A 15,751-nucleotide genomic window follows, 5' to 3' on the forward strand; every position below is an offset into this window, starting at 1 on the left:
TCCGTCCGACTTAAGTAGCCTCCATGCTCAAACGCCTCGCTTGCCTGGCTCTCTTCGCCTGCGCCCCGCTGCATGCGGCACCGCACCTCGACGATCAACGTTTGCAGCAACTGGCCAATGATCCATTCTGGCTGTCGCTGGGGCACTACGAAGCCGGCAAAGTCAGTGGCTGGCGCAGCTATGTCAGCGACAAGAAATTCTTCATCGCTCCCGATGGCGCACACCATCCGGACGCCGAACTCAAGGCCACCGTTGATGCGCTGTATGCACCGGCCAGCCTGGGTGAAAAGCACGCCCAGTGCGTCTACCCCGCACGCACCCGCTGGCTCAAGGCCCAGTTGCAACTGAACGACCTGCCCGCCCTGGAGTGCAAAGAGTTCACCCAGTGGTTCAAGGATGTCGCGCCCCATAGTGCGGTGATGATCTTCCCGGCAGCCTACCTCAACAGCCCGTCGTCGATGTTCGGCCACACCCTGCTGCGCATCGACCAGGCCGACGTGCAAAGCAACAACACCGCGCTGCTCAGCTATGCGATCAACTTCGGCGCCTATATCGAAGGCTCCGACAACAGCATCCTCTATGCCTGGAAGGGCTTGATGGGCGGTTATCCGGGCCTGTTCGCCCTGGTGCCCTATCAGGAGAAACTCTCCGAATACCGCAGCCTCGAAAACCGCGATTTGTGGGAATACCGCCTGAACCTCACCGAGGTCGAGACCAAGCGTATGGTCGAGCACGTGTGGGAGCTCAAGCAGATCCAGTTCGATTACTTCTTCTTCGACGAAAACTGCTCCTATCGCCTGCTCGAACTGCTGCAAGTGGCCCGCCCTGGCCTGCGTTTGACTGAGCAATTCCCACTCACCGCGATCCCTACCGATACCGTCAAAGCGGTAAAAGATGCAGGCCTGGTGGAAAAGATCGACTATCGCCCCTCCCGTGAACGTGAACTGCTGGAGCGCGCCAAGCCACTCGATAGCGATGAGCAACAGTGGGTGCTGAAAATCAGCGACGACCAAAAGCAACTGCAGGAACCGGCATTCAAAGCACTGCCCCGCGAGCGCCAGGCACTGATCGTGGACGCCGCTTACCGCCTGGGCCGCTACCGCGCCAATGGCCTGGAGCGCGACACGACACGCTCCCAGCGCAGCTTCGAACTGCTGCGCGCGATCAACCAGAACCCGGCGCCAGACCTGAAGATCACCCCGCCTGGCCTGCCGGAAAATGGCCATGAGTCGCGCACCTGGCAAGCCGGCATCGGCACCCGCGGCGACAAAGCCTTCGGTGAATATGGCCTGCGCATGGCCTATCACGACCTCAACGACAACGCCGAAGGCTTCCCCTTGGGCGCGCAGATCGAAATCCTGCAAATGAAACTGCGCCAGTACGAGGGCAATCACTGGCAGCTCCAGCAACTGGACCTTGCCACCATCCGCTCGCTGACGCCGCGCAATGCGCTGCTGCAACCCTGGTCGTGGCAAGTCACCGGCGGCCTGGAACGCGTACCGGGCAAACACGACGACGAAACCCTGGTGGCCCACGTCAACGGCGGCGCCGGTGGCACCTGGCAACTCTCCGACGACATGCTCGGCTTCGCCCTCGGCACCGTGCGCGTGGAGCACAACAACGACTTCAGCGAAGCCATCTCCCCGGCCGCCGGGTTCAACACCGGCGTGCTGTGGAAAAACCCGTTGGGCAACCTGAGCCTGGAAGCTAAAGGTGATTTCTTCACCAACGGCGAAGTGCGGCGCAGCATCAGCCTCAACCAGCAGTGGGAACTGTCGCGCAACCTGGGCCTGCGCTTGAGCGCCCAGCGTGAATACAGCCACCTGTCCACGCCAGTGAATGAAGTGATGCTTGAGCTGAAGTGGTACCACTACTGACTCAAGCCTTACAACGTTCAAAATGTGGGAGCGGGCTTGCTCGCGAATGCGCAGTGTCAGTCATTGATTATTTGCCTGACGCACCGCATTCGCGAGCAAGCCCGCTCCCACATTTGGTCCGCGAATAGTCAGCCCTACCGCATCTCCCTCTCCCCCCAAAATCAGGAGCTCCATCGACATGACTGTTGCCTGCACCACCCTTGAAGAAGTGCGCGAAAACATCGACCGCCTCGACCAACATATCGTCACATTGCTGGCCGAACGCGGCCACTTCGTTTCCCAAGCTGCACACTTCAAAAAAGACACCGATGATGTGAAGGCCCCACAACGGGTTGAACAAGTAATCGCAAAGGTGCGGGCATTATCCGAGGTAGTGGGCGCCAACCCTGACGTCACTGAGCAGGTATATCGCGCGATGATTGCTGCATTTATTCAACAGGAATTGGCTGAGCATGCCGCGCTCGGAACAGCAGGCTGAAATCAATCAAATTTCTTTGCCTGCATGGAAGCTCTAAGCCTCTAATTAACTCTTTGAAAAACAAGTAGAAAATTTCAGCCATTTTTTGAGCTTTTTACCTGTGAAAACTTATTCCTAATGACCTAGCTTTATGGAGGTTTGCGTCTAGTCTTGGTTGGATATCAAACTGCCACCAACCTAAACACGGATCTGAAAAGGTAAGAGGCTCACTATGGATTTTTTTGAAAAGCTCACCAGTCTGGCAGCAAAGGTTCGATTGCAAGGCCCGGCCATCCAAACGGAAGAGGCTACAAAAAATGCCTTCGTAATGCCTTTTATCAACACAGTGCTGGGCTACGACGTGTTCGATCCACTGGAAGTGATGCCTGAATTTGTTTGTGATGTTGGAACGAAGAAAGGCGAGAAGATCGATTATGCGATCATGAAGGACGGTGAGGTGCAAATACTCATCGAATGCAAAAAGATTGGCGAGTCCCTGAGTATTAATCACGCCTCGCAGCTCTTTCGATACTTTCACGTCACAAGCGCAAGAATTTCCATCCTCACCAACGGTCAGGTCTACAGGTTCTTTACTGACTTGGACGCCCCCAATAAAATGGACGAAAAACCATTTTTGGAACTGGATTTACTAGATATTGATGAATACTCGGTACCTGAACTGATCAAGCTCACCAAATCAGCGTTCGATGTCGACTCAATCATCAATGCTGCTGGGGAATTAAAATACGTCAGCCAATTGAAAAAGCTCATCGGTACCCAAGTCAGCAAACCAGAAGATGATTTTGTGAAGTTTTTCGCCTCCCGTGTCTACGAGGGCGTAATCACACAAAAGGTTCGCGAGCAATTTTACGAACTGACCCGTAAAGCTTTAGCCCAGTTTCTGAATGATCAAATCAACGATCGTCTGAAGTCCGCAATGAGCGGCGTTATTCAACCCTCGCTAGCATCAATACCCGTTACAAACAGCGCGAAGGCAGACGCACAAGAACGAGATGAAGCAGAAGATAAAATTCTGACGACGCTGGAAGAGCTGGAGGGTTATCACATTGTCCGGGCCGTTGTACGCTCAGTGGTCGATGCAAAACGAATCGTACAAAGGGATACGCAGAGCTATTTTGGAGTTCTGCTAGACGATAACAACCGTAAGCCGATTTGCCGTCTTCACTTCAATCGCAGCCAGAAATACCTCGGGATATTCGACGAGGAAAAAAATGAAACGCGGCATGCGATTTCGTCCATCGATGAGATTTACGAATACGCCGATCAACTGAAAAAGACAGTGGGTTATTACGACTGACACCTGAAAGCAGGCTCGTATTAGCGCGACCCCAGACCCTGTACCTATGGCAAGACAGATTGCTCCATCTCCATAGGTACAGCGTCGACTTCGAACGGCGAGTGAACCAAACACCCTTCTCACCTTTTCTTCACACCCCCCCAACAAATCCCCTTCTAGACTTCCCTTATCAGCCGTAAAACGGCCAGGGAGTACGCCATGTGGCGGTATGCGGTCATGCTGTGCGCGGTGGTGGGGTTGTCGGGTTGCCAGTCAACCCATCAGGAATTGCTGGCCAAGGGGTATCCACCGGCCTTTGCCGACGGTTTTGATGACGGTTGCAGCAGCGGTCGCCAGGCCGCTGGGGTGATTACCGGGGCGTTTCGCAAGAATGTGCCGCGCTATCTGAAAGACCGGCCATACGCCGAAGGTTGGGAAGATGGGTTTCGTCAGTGCAAGGCCATGCGCGAGAGCCAGGAACTGCGCGATTACGAGGAAAACCGCAGGGACGACCGCGAGCGCGATTGGCAGCAGGAAAAAGATCGTGACGCCGCCAAAGCCTATCGCTCACGCTGATCGTTCCCACGCTCCGCGTGGGAATGCCGCCCTGGACGCTCCGCGTCCGCTCGCGAGGTCGTGACGCGGAGCGTCACAGGATGCATTCCCACGCGGAGCGTGAGAACGATCAGCGCCGGTGGGAACGATCAGGCAGCGAACGTGGCCCAACCTTCATAGGAAGGAGAACGCCATGAGCCGAGCTTTTGTAAATGAAGATAACGCGGCGGCCCAGGCTGATCAGCCGGTGGAGCGTCAGGTCAGCGCGCAACCTAACCGCCTGACCGCGCAAGGGTTGGCGCAGTTGCAGGCCAGGGTGGCACAGTTGCAAGGGGAGCACAGCGACGAAGCCGCCAAGGGCGAACAGGCTGATAAACAGCGTCAGGCTGACCTTGAGCGGGACCTGCGTTACTTCAACCAGCGGGTGCAGAGCGCCCAGGTAGTCGCGCCGGCCACGTCCACCGACAAGGTGCAGATCGGCAGTTGGGTCACGTTCGCCAACGAGCAGGACGAACAGCAGCGCATCCAGTTGGTCGGTGAAGACCAGGCCGATGCCAACGCAGGCTTGATCAACTGGGGCTCGCCCCTGGGCCGTGCTTTGTTGGGCGCCCAGGTGGGCGACGAGGTGCTGTGGCAGCGCCCCGTCGGCGATCAGTTGATCGAAGTGCTGCGCATCGAACCCGAGGCCTAGACGATACCCTGGGCCAGCATCGCGTCAGCCACTTTCACGAAGCCCGCGATGTTCGCGCCCTTGACGTAGTTGATGCGGCCGTTTTCTTCACCGTAATGCACGCAGGCATGGTGGATCGACTGCATGATGTTGTGCAGCTTGCTGTCCACTTCCCCGGCGGTCCACAGCAGGCGCATGGCGTTTTGCGACATTTCCAGGCCGCTCACCGCCACGCCCCCCGCGTTGGACGCCTTGCCCGGCGCAAACAGGATGCCCGCGTCGATGAAGATATCCACAGCCTCCAACGTGGTCGGCATGTTCGCGCCTTCGGCCACGCAGAGGCAGCCGTTGCGCAGCAAGGTGCGCGCAGCGTCGGCGTCGAGTTCGTTCTGGGTGGCGCACGGCAGCGCGATATCGCAGGCTAGTTCCCAAGGCGCCTGGCCTTTGCGGAACTCCAGGCCGAAACGTGTGGCCAGTTCACTGATACGCCCGCGCTGTACGTTTTTCAGCTCCAGCAGGGCCGACCATTGTTCTTCGGTCAAGCCGCTTTCGGCGTACAGGGTGCCTTCGGAGTCCGACAGGGAAATCACCATGCCGCCCAGGTCCATGACCTTGCGCGCCGCGTATTGCGCCACGTTACCGGAGCCGGACACGGCCACACGCTTGCCTTCAACCCGCTGACCTTGGCGTTTGAGCATTTCCTCGGCGAAATACACACAGCCGAAACCGGTGGCTTCCGGACGGATCAAGCTGCCGCCGTAGGTCATGCCCTTGCCGGTCAGCACTGAGGTGAATTGGTTACTCAGGCGTTTGTACTGGCCGAACAGGAAGCCGATTTCCCGTGCGCCCACACCGATATCACCGGCCGGTACGTCCACGTCCGCACCGATATGGCGGTACAGCTCGCTCATGAATGCCTGGCAGAAGCGCATCACTTCGGCGTCGCTCTTGCCCTTGGGGTCGAAGTCCGAGCCGCCTTTGCCGCCGCCCATGGGCAGCGAGGTCAGGGAGTTCTTGAAAGTCTGTTCGAAGGCGAGGAATTTCAGCACACCCAGGTTGACCGAAGGGTGGAAGCGCAAGCCACCTTTGTAGGGCCCAATGGCGCTGTTCATCTGGATACGGAAACCGCGATTGACCTGGACCTTGCCATGGTCATCCACCCACGACACCCGGAACGTGATCGCGCGTTCCGGCTCGCAAATGCGTTCCAGAATGCCCGAGTTCAGATAGTGCGGGTTGGCTTCAAGAAAGGACCACAGGCTGCGCAAAACTTCTTCTACAGCCTGGTGGAATTCCGGTTGGTCCGGGTCGCGTTTCTTGAGGCGGGCAAGGAAGGAATCGACGGATTCGGTCATGAAAAGTCTCGGCAAATTGATTGTTGTTAAACAGAGAATGAGCCGGACTTTATCAATTCGTTTCGCACCGTGACAGGGCAAAATGTCGCTTTTGTGAAATTAAATGGCGCAATAAGTATAAATAACCCACGTTTTCTGCCCTTAAATGGGGATTTCACTCTGAATTTCGCACCAACAGGTAGGCCGCCATCGCAGGCAAGCCAGCTCCCACATTTGATCGAGTACACCGGTCATGTGGGAGCTGGCTTGCCTGCGATGGCGGCGGTGCAGTGACAGATGCAGCGACTGACCCAACGCTTTCGCGAGCAAGCCCGCTCCCACAGCATTTGCCCACAGACCCGCGCATGTCTCTAACGCGTGCCCGGCACCAGGTCGAGTATCTCGTCAATGCCCAGGCAACGTGGCTCCAGTTCCAGCGTCCTGCCATTGGCGAGGATTCCGACGGCGGTATCGCGCATGGCCAGGTAGGCACTGCGCAACATGTGATTGGCATAAATCACCGCGTTGAAACCTGCTCGCTCCAGCACCTCGAACTTCAGGTGAACATAGCTGGTCGGCACGCAAATCAGCGGTACCCTGGGCCGCTGCAGGCGAAACTGCCGGGCGAATTCCAGGATTTCCAGGCCATCCTGCTTGCGGCTGTGGATCATGATGCCATCCGCCCCCGCCTCGACATACGCCAGGCATCGCGCCATCGCCTCTTCCATGCCGCGATTCAGAATCAAGCTTTCACACCGGGCAATCATCATCAGCCCTGAGCCGGTGCGACTCGTGCACCCGGCCTGGAGCTTGGCGCAAAAGGCCTCGATGGACTCCTGCGCCTGGTCGACCTCGATGCCCAAGAGTGAGTTCTTCTTCAGGCCGCATTTGTCTTCGATCACCACCGCCGAGACGCCCGCACGCTCCAGCATCTTGATATGAATCGCGAAATGTTCGGCCTTGCCGCCGGTATCGGCATCGAAGATCAGCGGCAGCGAGCACACGTCGAATATTTCGCGAATCCCCGGCAATCGGTTACTGGGCGAAAGAATTTCGATGTCGGGTAACCCGCGCTGGGTCGAGTCGGTCAGCGAACTCGACCAGATGGCGTCGTACCCCACCGTATGCCCGGGGCTGATCTCCAGCCTGGCGCGTTGCGCGAGCAACGCCGATATCGGGCTATGGGCTTCGAGTACACGCAGGCAACGGTTGCTATCCAATAGCGCCGACAGAGGGCGTCGGCGCGCTTCGGTATCCATCATAGGGTTCAGGCTCCTTATCAGCGGCACAACAAGGGTTATCGAACAGCCTCAATCCCAGGCGGGCTGTTCGCACTTGAGCACCGACGCCATCTTTTGCAGATGTTCGCAGGCCCTGGCCACGTACTCCTTGGAGAGCCGTGCGATACGCGCGTAATCCACGGCCTGCCCGGTGGCGCTGGCATACAGCCGCAACGCCTCAGCGGCATGCTTGAAGTGGCGTGCTTCCACGCTGCCGCAATGCACACTGAGAAAACTCGCGACGCGGCTGGCCTCACCGGCGCTATAGCCCCGTACATCGCCCAACCACTGTTTCCATAGCGGGGTCATCAGGTTGTATTCGCCAGTATTGAACAACTCCGTCATGGCCATCATTTCCAGCGCTTCGATGAGCAGCGGCGCCAGCGGGCGCTTTTCCCCCACCCAACCGGAGAACTCCTTGGTAATCGGGTTGAGGAATTTGTCTTGCAGGCGCCATTCATCGGAGCCGCAGATGGCCGAAGCCATGCGGTAATACAGCTTGGAATGGTGCGGATGCCCATGCATTTCACCCAGCCCGATGTCCTCGACAATGATCTCCCCACAATGGGCCGCCGCCTCGAGCATTTTCAACCGGGCGTCATCCGTCAACGATGCCGACTCCTGGAGGATGCGCACGATGATGCTCGATACGGCATGGGCGGCGCCGTCCGGGCTACGCCAGCCACAGAAGAACGTACACAGTGACGACTCGCTCCAATTACTGGAGGTCATGTCGACATAGGTCTCGCAGTACGTGTCCAGCGCGTCGGTTTGACTGTTGAAACCGCTGAGCAGGGCCTGGGCCAGATGTCCGTCCTCGACATCCACCAGCGCCTGGTTCACGTACCCGATAAATTGGCGGCTCAGATTTTCCACGGCTCATATCCTTTTAAGGTGGGGTTAATGCGCAACGATTTCTGACATGAAACGAGCGAAGCGTGTGAGGCCCTCAATCAGCGCTTCACGCTCAACGGCGTAGGAGATACGGATGCTGTTGCCGTCACCACAGCCAGAGCCTGGCACTACCGCAATATGGGCCTCGGTCAATAACAGATCGGCCAAGTGGTCGACGTCACGAATAACGGTGCCCAGGTAGCGACCCCCCAACTTGCGGGACACATCGATAAACAGATAGAACGCCCCTTCCGGCGGGGCGCACCGAATGCCGTCGACATGCCCCAGGCAAGTGCAGGCCGCGAGCAATTGCTGGTCGAGGAAGGCATTGACCTGGCGGGTAAAGTGCGGCGCGTCCGCCATCAGGCTGCCGAGCGCAGCATATTGGGACAGGCTGCTGGGGTTGGACGTCGTATGCCCTTGCAGGTTGTGCATGGCGGCGATGACTGGGGCCGGCGCGCACGCATACCCTACCCGCCAGCCGGTGACCGCGTGGCTCTTGGAAAACGAATCGACCAGTACCGTCTGATGTTTGAGCGGCGCAAACAGCGACACGATGTTGTGATGTTCATGGGGCGCGCGCACCAGTTTGCGGTAACACTCGTCGAACACTACCCAAAGCCTGTGTGCGAAGGCGAGCCGGGCAATACCCAACAGTTCTTCGCGCTGATAAACCGTGCCTGTCGGATTGTTCGGGGTGTTGATCACAATCATCCGGGTACGCGGGGTCAGGGCCTTCTGGACCGCTGCGCAGGTGAGGCGATAGTCATCCGCAGCCGTGTCGACATAGACGGGAACGCCACCGGCCAGTTGGATCTGGGTGGGGAAGGTTTCCCAGTACGGCACCGCGACGATGACTTCATCCCCCGGATTGAGCAGCACCATTGCAGCGTTGTACAGCGCCTGCTTGGCACCCGCGGTCACCGCTATTTCATCGGCGGCGTAATTCACCCCGCAGCGCTGAGTGACCTGCTGCGCCAGCGCGTGGCGAAGCTGGGGCAGGCCGATGGGCGGCGTATAGCGGTTGCGGGCGGTGGCGAGCGCATCGGTCGCGGCGGCTTTCATCACCGGGCAGGCATCGAAGGACAATTCGCCCGCGGCAAAGTTGACCAAGTTGACGCCGGCTTCTTTCAAGGCATTGGCTTTACTGCGCATGCTGGATGTGCCGGGTGCGCTGAGACGTTGCGCACGCTGGGACAACGGCAATGACACGGCAGAGGGTTCACTGTTATTCATTGTTATACCTGCCAGAACACGCTGAAAAATTCGTTCGCCTTACCGGGCTTGGACCTCCAGCCCTTGCTGAACCCGCCAGGACAGCGGCAAGGTCAGCAACAGGGTGGCGGCCAGCAACAGGACGGCCATGGGCACACCGGTGGCATCCCCAAGGCTGCCGAACAGCACCGGCGCCAAGGCGCCGCCACCGATGGTGCCGGTGTAGAACACGGCGAACGCCTGGTCGCGCCTGCCCGGCCCTGCCAAGTCCGGGACTGCGCCGTACAGCACCGACGACGTGCCGTTCAGCGCCAGCCCCAGCAGCGGCAACATCACCATCAAGCCGGCGTAGGGCAAGTACACCGCCATGACGATCAGCACGGCCGTGGTGAACTCCGTGGCCCACACCGTTTTCATCATGCCGATGCGCGCACCGAGGTAACCGCACAGCAATTTGCCGAAGGCGCCGCCGACGAACAGCATGGTCAGCGCCAGGCCGATGCCCGCAGGCCCGGCGCCCTTGGCCTTGAGCAAAAACGGCAGGAACGTGAGGAAACCCATGCGCACGGCGCTGTCCAGCGTGCCGGTCACGATCAGCGCACGCAGGCCGCTCGCAGAGCCGGCGCCGGCGCTCGTACGGGCGGCTTTCACCGGCGCCGCCGAAGCCTCGGCGCGTGCCGGGATCAGCCACCACAACAGGCCTGCCGCCAGCAGCCCGAGTACACCCAGCAGGGTGACACTGGCGCGCCAACTGATGACCGCCAGCAACAGCCCGATCAACCCCGGGATCAGGGTCTTGCCGATATCGCCGCTGAAGTTGTACTGCGACAGCGCTTGTTTGACGCCCCCTCCGGCCTCGTGCGTATCGGTGATCAACGACGAGGCCAGCGGGTGCTGCGTACTCGCGCCGAGCCCGCCCAGCAGCAGCGCCAACAGCAACACGCCCAGCCCGCCAGCCTGGCCGGCCAGCAGGTAGGCCAGTCCCGCCAACGCAGTGCCACCTACCAGCAAGCGTTCACGCCCCCAGCGTGCGGCAGCACGGCTGGCCAGTAACTGAAAACCGGCCATCATGCCCGCGTAAGCACCACGCAACAGGCCGATCTGGGCGTAGCTGAGGCCGAACTGCGCTTGCCAGATCGGCAACAGCACATAAATCACATCGGTCAGCCCATCGTGCACGGCATGCGCGCCGCAGCCTGCCACCAGAGCGCGGCGACGCACGCTGACCGGGTCAGGCGACGACAACGATGGCGTTGCGGTCTGCTTCAGGGTGTTCATCTGGGTCAGAGGCTCTCAGGCAAAAAGGCCGGGTTAACCCAGCAACTGCGCACAGTCGCTCATCACACTGGCTTTACGCTGCAGGTATTGAGCAAAAATGTCGCGCGCCGTGGCGGGGTCCACTTCAATCTGCATGGCAGTGGTGAACTCATTCACCGCCGCCACCGCATGGGCGAAATGGTTGCTCTCGGTACCGCCGGTGTGCACCGTGACCCAGGCCACCGTCGCCCGGGATTTCTCCGGCGGCACGCCCATGTCCCGCACGAACCACTGCGAGTACAGCGGGTGGATGAATTCCACTTCGCCGTGGGTGTACACCTCGTGGATCAACGTGGTCAGTAACCCCTGCAACAGGTCGCGATCACGCAGGCGGCGGGTGTCGGTCCAGTCTTTGAACGCCTGTGCCGAGGGCAGGCAATTGTCCTTCAATATCCACTGGTCATCACCGCACAGCGCGGTGGCCATGGTGTAGAACAGGTCCGCGTGCAAGGTATTACCCAACGCGCCCAGATCTTCATCGGTGATGCGTTGCAGGCTGCCGCAGGCGCGGTACAACTGCGCGGCGGCGGCGGAGCCTTCATCGGAGCGCGCCAGCAATGTTATGCGGTTGGCCAGGCCGGACACACTGGCCGCCGAATTATTGGTCTTGGACCAACTGGCGAAGAACTTGCGCAGTACCGCCGGCGAATGCCGACGCGAGGTGAGTCGCGCAAAAGCGTCTTCGATATCCACCAGCCCGTCTTCCTGAGCCCAGAAGGCTTCGAACAGAGCGTGGCGCAAGGCGCCGGCCGGCATGTCGTTCAATACCGGTTCGATGAGCTTCAACAACTGGCTGCGCTTGATCACGGTGTTAGTCATGTTCACCTCTCATAGTCCTTTATTGGATGAAAAATCAGGCTGGTTTGCCGCGCTGTCCGGCGATCAGGGCCTGGGGCTTTACCGGTTTCCAGCCCAGCAGGGCAATCGCCAGCGACAACAGCTGAAAACCTGCGACCAACGCGACGCAGCCCGGCCAGCCCCATTGATTCCAAAGCATGGCCGGGACCACGGCGCCGGCGCTGCCGCCCAGGTAATAGCCGGTCAGGTACAGCCCCACGGCGCCGGACTTGTCCGGGCCTGCCGTGGTGGCGATATACGCATTGGCGGATGCCTGTGCCAGGAATACGCCGGTCGAACTCAGGGCCAGCCCCAACACGATCAGCCACAGGGACGGCAACAATGTCAGCGCCGAGCCACAGATGCCGAGCGCAACAGCGCCGGTCAGTAACTGCGATTGTGGTCGCGATTTGCTCAAGCGCCCCGCAACAGGAATGACCACCAGCGCCAGCAGGAACACCGCATACAAAGTGCCCAAGGCGGCGGCGCCCAGGTTGAACGGGGCCTGGCTGAGATACAGCCCGGCATAGGTAAAGGTTGCGACTTGGGAGAACAGCACGCAGAAACCGACGCCATAGGCCGCCAGCAAGGGTTTGCGCAGAAGCCGGCGCACCCCGTGCATGCCCACGGCCGCAACGCCGGGCCGCGCCACCGGATTGGCCGGCAACAGCCACACAATCAGCAGGCCGACCAGCAGGCTGATCACCGCCAACAGTTCGAAGGCTTCGCGCCAGCCCACATATTGGGTCATGACACCCGAGACAAAGCGCCCGGCAAACCCACCGAGCACCGTCCCCGCGACGTACAAACTGGTGATCTCGGTGACCGTGGCCGCACGCCAGCGATCACCGATATAAGCCACGCTGGTGGCGAACACCACGGGAATCAACATCCCTTCGACAAAACGCCACACCAGCAGCTCGGCAAAACTGTCCACATAGGCCGTCAGCAGCGTCGGTAGCGCCAGCAGCAATGCGGCCACGGCAATCACCGTGCGCTGCTCGAAACGGCCGGTCAGGCGCCCGACAAACGGCGCGGTCACCGCCACCGCCAGCGTGGTCACCGTAATGCTCCACCCTGCCTGCCGGGCACTCACCTGGAAGCTTTCGGCAAACACAGGCAGGATGCTCTGTGTCGCATAGAGATTCAGAAACGCCGCACAGCCACACAGGAACACGGCGAAGCGGGCGTGATGCATGCGCGGGTTCATGTGGCCTCTCGTCTTATAGTCGAGGATGTTTATAGAATACCCAGCGCAGGGAACACCAATACCGAATTCGGACCGATCAATACCCAGGAAACAGAATGCTTGATCTACGCAAGTTACGGTACTTCCTGACGGTCGCCGAAGAGCTGCACTTCGGCCGCGCAGCCCAGCGCCTGCACCTTGCCCAGCCGCCCCTGACGCGGCAGATTTCGGCCCTGGAAACCGAGCTTGGCTTTCGCCTGTTCGACCGCACCAGTCGCACGGTCACACTGACCGCCCAAGGCCAGCACTTTTTGCCGTATGCCCGCGCAGCGCTGGAGCACGCCAGGCTTGCACAAGACATCGCCGCCAAATTGGCTGCCGGCTCGACCGGCCAACTGGTCGTAGGCTATGCCAGCTCGATCGCGTTGTCGGAACTCTTCAGCCAAACCCTGCAAGCCTTCGCCCAGCGTTTTCCCGATGTGCAACTGACCCTGGTGGAAAGCGCTTCCGGTAGCCTGCACACGCACGTGCTAGACGGGCGCATCGACGTCGGCATGAGCCGCCTGCTGCCGGAGGCCGGGCAAACCGGCGTCGAGGCTTTGTCCTTGGGGCAAGAACCGCTGGTGGCGGCGCTTTGCAGCGACAACTCGCTGGCGGACCAGGACGAAGTCACCCTCGCCCAGCTCAGTGAGTACCCGTTGATTCTGTTCCCCAGCGACTACGGTTCGGGCCTCAACGGCTCCATCGAGCACCTGTATCAACGCCGCGGCCTGGCGCTGCGCCCGGGCCCTGCGGGGCGTCAGATCACCTCGATCATCGCCCTGGTGGCGGCAGGCCAAGGTGTCTCGCTCGTGCCCCAGTGCACCCGAACCCTGGCCAGGAAAGGCGTGGTCTACCGCCCCTTGGCAGACCCCGAAGCCTGGGTACACCTGCTGATACTCACGCGCTCACCGTCACGCTCATTGTTGGTCGAGGCGTTCATGGGGGTGGTCGAAGAATTGCTGCGCAGCCGCCCAGCGCTGGCGCCCACGACGCTCCCGGCATAACGCGGGCAAAAAAATACCCCTGCGTGAGGGGTATTTTTTCAACAGGCTGTTGCGGCTATTGCAGCATCAGGCCAGTTTTTTGTGGCGTACGCGGTGCGGCTGGGCAGCGGCCTCACCCAAGCGCTTTTTACGGTCGGCTTCGTACTCGGTGTAGTTACCTTCGAAGAACACCGCTTGGGAGTCATCTTCGTACGCCAGGATGTGGGTCGCGACGCGGTCAAGGAACCACCGATCGTGAGAGATCACAATGGCGGCGCCCGGGAAGTCCAGCAGGGCTTCTTCCAGAGAACGCAGGGTTTCAACGTCGAGGTCGTTGGACGGTTCGTCGAGCAGCAGGACGTTGCCGCCCTCTTTCAGGGTCAGGGCCAGGTGCAAGCGACCGCGCTCACCACCGGACAGGTCCTTGACGAACTTCTGCTGGTCGCCGCCCTTGAAGTTGAAACGGCCGACGTAGGTGCGCGACGGGATTTCATAGTTGCCGATGCGGATCTGGTCGGAACCGTCGGAGATCTGCTGGAACACAGTCTTGCTGCCGTCGAGGTCGTCGCGGCTCTGGTCCACACAGGCCAACTGCACGGTGTCACCGATCTCGATGCTGCCGGAGTCCGGGGTTTCCTTGCCCATCAGCATGCGGAACAGTGTGGATTTACCCGCACCGTTACCGCCGATAACGCCGACGATCGCGCCTTTTGGCATGGCGAACGACAGGTTGTCGATCAGCACGCGGTCGCCATAGCCTTTGGTCACGTTCTTGAACTCGATGACCTTGTCACCCAGGCGCGGACCGGCCGGGATGTAGATCTCGTTGGTTTCGCTGCGCTTCTGGAATTCCTGCGACTGCATTTCTTCGAAGCGTTGCAGACGCGCCTTGGATTTGGACTGGCGGGCCTTGGCGCCTTTGCGCACCCACTCCAGCTCTTCCTTCATGGCTTTTTCGTGGGCCGATTGCTGCTTGGATTCGGCGGCCAGACGGTCGGACTTGGCTTCCAGCCAACCGGAGTAGTTGCCCTCGTAAGGGATACCGGCGCCGCGGTCGAGCTCCAGGATCCAGCCGGCGACGTTGTCCAGGAAGTAACGGTCGTGCGTGATCGCAACCACGGTGCCCGGGAAATCGTGGAGGAAGTGCTCCAACCAGGCGACGGAATCGGCGTCCAGGTGGTTGGTCGGTTCGTCGAGCAGCAGCATGTCAGGGGCCGACAGCAGCAGGCGGCACAGGGCCACACGACGCTTCTCACCACCGGACAGGTGTTCAACCTTGGCGTCCCAGGCTGGCAGACGCAGCGCATCGGCGGCGACTTCCAGTTGGCGCTCCAGGTTGTGGCCATCGCCCGCCTGCAGGATCGCTTCGAGCTTGGCCTGTTCGGCGGCCAGCTTGTCGAAGTCGGCATCCGGTTCGGCGTAGGCGGCGTACACCTCATCGAGGCGGGCCTGGGCGTCCTTGATCACGCTGACGGCTTCTTCGACCACTTCACGCACGGTCTTGGTCGGGTCCAGGATCGGCTCTTGCGGCAGGTAGCCGATGTTCAGGTCCGGCATCGGGCGGGCTTCGCCTTCGAACTCGGTGTCGACGCCCGCCATGATTTTCAGCAGGGTGGACTTACCCGAACCGTTGAGGCCGAGCACGCCGATCTTGGCGCCTGGGAAGAAGGACAGCGAAATGTTTTTCAGGATTTCCCGCTTCGGCGGAACAACTTTTCCCAGCCGATGCATGGTGAAGACGTATTGAGCCATGGTGAACCTAGCGTCAGTGACTGATGAATTAAGCGGACGAAGCCCGTGCCAG

The 15,751-nt window shown here is 60.1% G+C and carries 14 protein-coding genes; 6 read left to right on the forward strand and 8 right to left on the reverse strand.

Annotation, left to right across the window (positions count from 1 at the left end; all coding sequences use genetic code 11):
* Positions 1-23 precede the first annotated feature (23 nt).
* The 5 genes from OC445_RS02785 (at position 24) to OC445_RS02805 (ending at position 4,877) form a co-directional block, all read left to right on the forward strand.
* A complete protein-coding gene (locus OC445_RS02785; protein WP_198790907.1) occupies positions 24-1,877 on the forward strand; it encodes a DUF4105 domain-containing protein in 1,854 nt (617 codons plus the stop codon).
* A 178-nt stretch (positions 1,878-2,055) separates the two neighbouring features.
* Positions 2,056-2,355 carry a chorismate mutase gene (locus OC445_RS02790; protein WP_198790906.1) on the forward strand — a complete coding sequence of 100 codons (300 nt, stop codon included), beginning with the start codon at positions 2,056-2,058 and terminating at the stop codon, positions 2,353-2,355.
* Between the two features lie 211 nt (positions 2,356-2,566).
* Positions 2,567-3,652, forward strand: a complete 1,086-nt coding sequence (locus OC445_RS02795) for a type I restriction endonuclease (RefSeq protein ID WP_019818008.1) — start codon at positions 2,567-2,569, stop codon at positions 3,650-3,652.
* A gap of 198 nt (positions 3,653-3,850) precedes the next feature.
* The gene (locus tag OC445_RS02800; protein ID WP_019818009.1) at positions 3,851-4,207 is read left to right on the forward strand and encodes a hypothetical protein; all 357 of its coding nucleotides are present in this window, start codon (positions 3,851-3,853) and stop codon (positions 4,205-4,207) included.
* Between the two features lie 172 nt (positions 4,208-4,379).
* Complete coding sequence (locus tag OC445_RS02805; RefSeq protein WP_060764087.1) at positions 4,380-4,877, forward strand: GreA/GreB family elongation factor; 498 nt, start codon at positions 4,380-4,382, stop codon at positions 4,875-4,877.
* On the opposite strand, the gene gdhA is transcribed toward OC445_RS02805, so the two are convergent.
* From gdhA to OC445_RS02840, 7 genes are all read right to left on the reverse strand, one after another.
* Entirely contained in the window at positions 4,874-6,211 is a 1,338-nt protein-coding gene (gdhA, locus tag OC445_RS02810; RefSeq protein WP_198790905.1) for an NADP-specific glutamate dehydrogenase, read from the reverse strand. The two genes, OC445_RS02805 and gdhA, sit on opposite strands and share 4 nt — an antisense overlap.
* A gap of 350 nt (positions 6,212-6,561) precedes the next feature.
* Positions 6,562-7,452: a phosphoenolpyruvate mutase gene (gene aepX, locus OC445_RS02815; protein WP_072448313.1), complete on the reverse strand. Its 891-nt coding sequence runs from the start codon at positions 7,450-7,452 to the stop codon at positions 6,562-6,564.
* Positions 7,453-7,500: 48 nt separating this feature from the next.
* Entirely contained in the window at positions 7,501-8,346 is an 846-nt protein-coding gene (locus OC445_RS02820) for a hypothetical protein (RefSeq protein WP_262019932.1), read from the reverse strand.
* Positions 8,347-8,370: 24 nt separating this feature from the next.
* Complete coding sequence (locus tag OC445_RS02825) at positions 8,371-9,600, reverse strand: pyridoxal phosphate-dependent aminotransferase (RefSeq protein WP_198790903.1); 1,230 nt, start codon at positions 9,598-9,600, stop codon at positions 8,371-8,373.
* A gap of 39 nt (positions 9,601-9,639) precedes the next feature.
* The gene (locus OC445_RS02830; RefSeq protein WP_198790902.1) at positions 9,640-10,857 is read right to left on the reverse strand and encodes an MFS transporter; all 1,218 of its coding nucleotides are present in this window, start codon (positions 10,855-10,857) and stop codon (positions 9,640-9,642) included.
* A 33-nt stretch (positions 10,858-10,890) separates the two neighbouring features.
* Positions 10,891-11,715 carry a hypothetical protein gene (locus OC445_RS02835; protein WP_198790901.1) on the reverse strand — a complete coding sequence of 275 codons (825 nt, stop codon included), beginning with the start codon at positions 11,713-11,715 and terminating at the stop codon, positions 10,891-10,893.
* Between the two features lie 34 nt (positions 11,716-11,749).
* The gene (locus OC445_RS02840; RefSeq protein ID WP_127881435.1) at positions 11,750-12,943 is read right to left on the reverse strand and encodes an MFS transporter; all 1,194 of its coding nucleotides are present in this window, start codon (positions 12,941-12,943) and stop codon (positions 11,750-11,752) included.
* 95 nt (positions 12,944-13,038) lie between these two features.
* Between OC445_RS02840 and OC445_RS02845 the strand changes: the two genes are divergently transcribed.
* Positions 13,039-13,968 carry a LysR family transcriptional regulator gene (locus OC445_RS02845; protein ID WP_198790900.1) on the forward strand — a complete coding sequence of 310 codons (930 nt, stop codon included), beginning with the start codon at positions 13,039-13,041 and terminating at the stop codon, positions 13,966-13,968.
* A 66-nt stretch (positions 13,969-14,034) separates the two neighbouring features.
* Here the strand turns inward: OC445_RS02845 and ettA are convergent, their stop codons facing one another.
* Positions 14,035-15,699, reverse strand: a complete 1,665-nt coding sequence (gene ettA, locus OC445_RS02850) for an energy-dependent translational throttle protein EttA (RefSeq protein ID WP_014720011.1) — start codon at positions 15,697-15,699, stop codon at positions 14,035-14,037.
* Between the last annotated feature and the right edge of the window lie 52 nt (positions 15,700-15,751).

This window comes from Pseudomonas sp. Pse35, assembly GCF_024519715.1.
GTDB lineage: Bacteria > Pseudomonadota > Gammaproteobacteria > Pseudomonadales > Pseudomonadaceae > Aquipseudomonas > Aquipseudomonas paracarnis.

Excerpts from the sequence above, each read along its gene's own strand:
- OC445_RS02785 (WP_198790907.1), top strand. The coding sequence starts at position 24 with ATGCTCAAACGCCTCGCTTGCCTGGCTCTCTTCGCCTGCGCCCCGCTG.
- OC445_RS02790 (WP_198790906.1), top strand. The coding sequence starts at position 2,056 with ATGACTGTTGCCTGCACCACCCTTGAAGAAGTGCGCGAAAACATCGAC.
- OC445_RS02795 (WP_019818008.1), top strand. The coding sequence starts at position 2,567 with ATGGATTTTTTTGAAAAGCTCACCAGTCTGGCAGCAAAGGTTCGATTG.
- OC445_RS02800 (WP_019818009.1), top strand. The coding sequence starts at position 3,851 with ATGTGGCGGTATGCGGTCATGCTGTGCGCGGTGGTGGGGTTGTCGGGT.
- OC445_RS02805 (WP_060764087.1), top strand. The coding sequence starts at position 4,380 with ATGAGCCGAGCTTTTGTAAATGAAGATAACGCGGCGGCCCAGGCTGAT.
- gdhA (WP_198790905.1), bottom strand. The coding sequence starts at position 6,211 with ATGACCGAATCCGTCGATTCCTTCCTTGCCCGCCTCAAGAAACGCGAC.
- aepX (WP_072448313.1), bottom strand. The coding sequence starts at position 7,452 with ATGATGGATACCGAAGCGCGCCGACGCCCTCTGTCGGCGCTATTGGAT.
- OC445_RS02825 (WP_198790903.1), bottom strand. The coding sequence starts at position 9,600 with ATGAATAACAGTGAACCCTCTGCCGTGTCATTGCCGTTGTCCCAGCGT.
- OC445_RS02830 (WP_198790902.1), bottom strand. The coding sequence starts at position 10,857 with ATGAACACCCTGAAGCAGACCGCAACGCCATCGTTGTCGTCGCCTGAC.
- OC445_RS02835 (WP_198790901.1), bottom strand. The coding sequence starts at position 11,715 with ATGACTAACACCGTGATCAAGCGCAGCCAGTTGTTGAAGCTCATCGAA.
- OC445_RS02840 (WP_127881435.1), bottom strand. The coding sequence starts at position 12,943 with ATGAACCCGCGCATGCATCACGCCCGCTTCGCCGTGTTCCTGTGTGGC.
- OC445_RS02845 (WP_198790900.1), top strand. The coding sequence starts at position 13,039 with ATGCTTGATCTACGCAAGTTACGGTACTTCCTGACGGTCGCCGAAGAG.
- ettA (WP_014720011.1), bottom strand. The coding sequence starts at position 15,699 with ATGGCTCAATACGTCTTCACCATGCATCGGCTGGGAAAAGTTGTTCCG.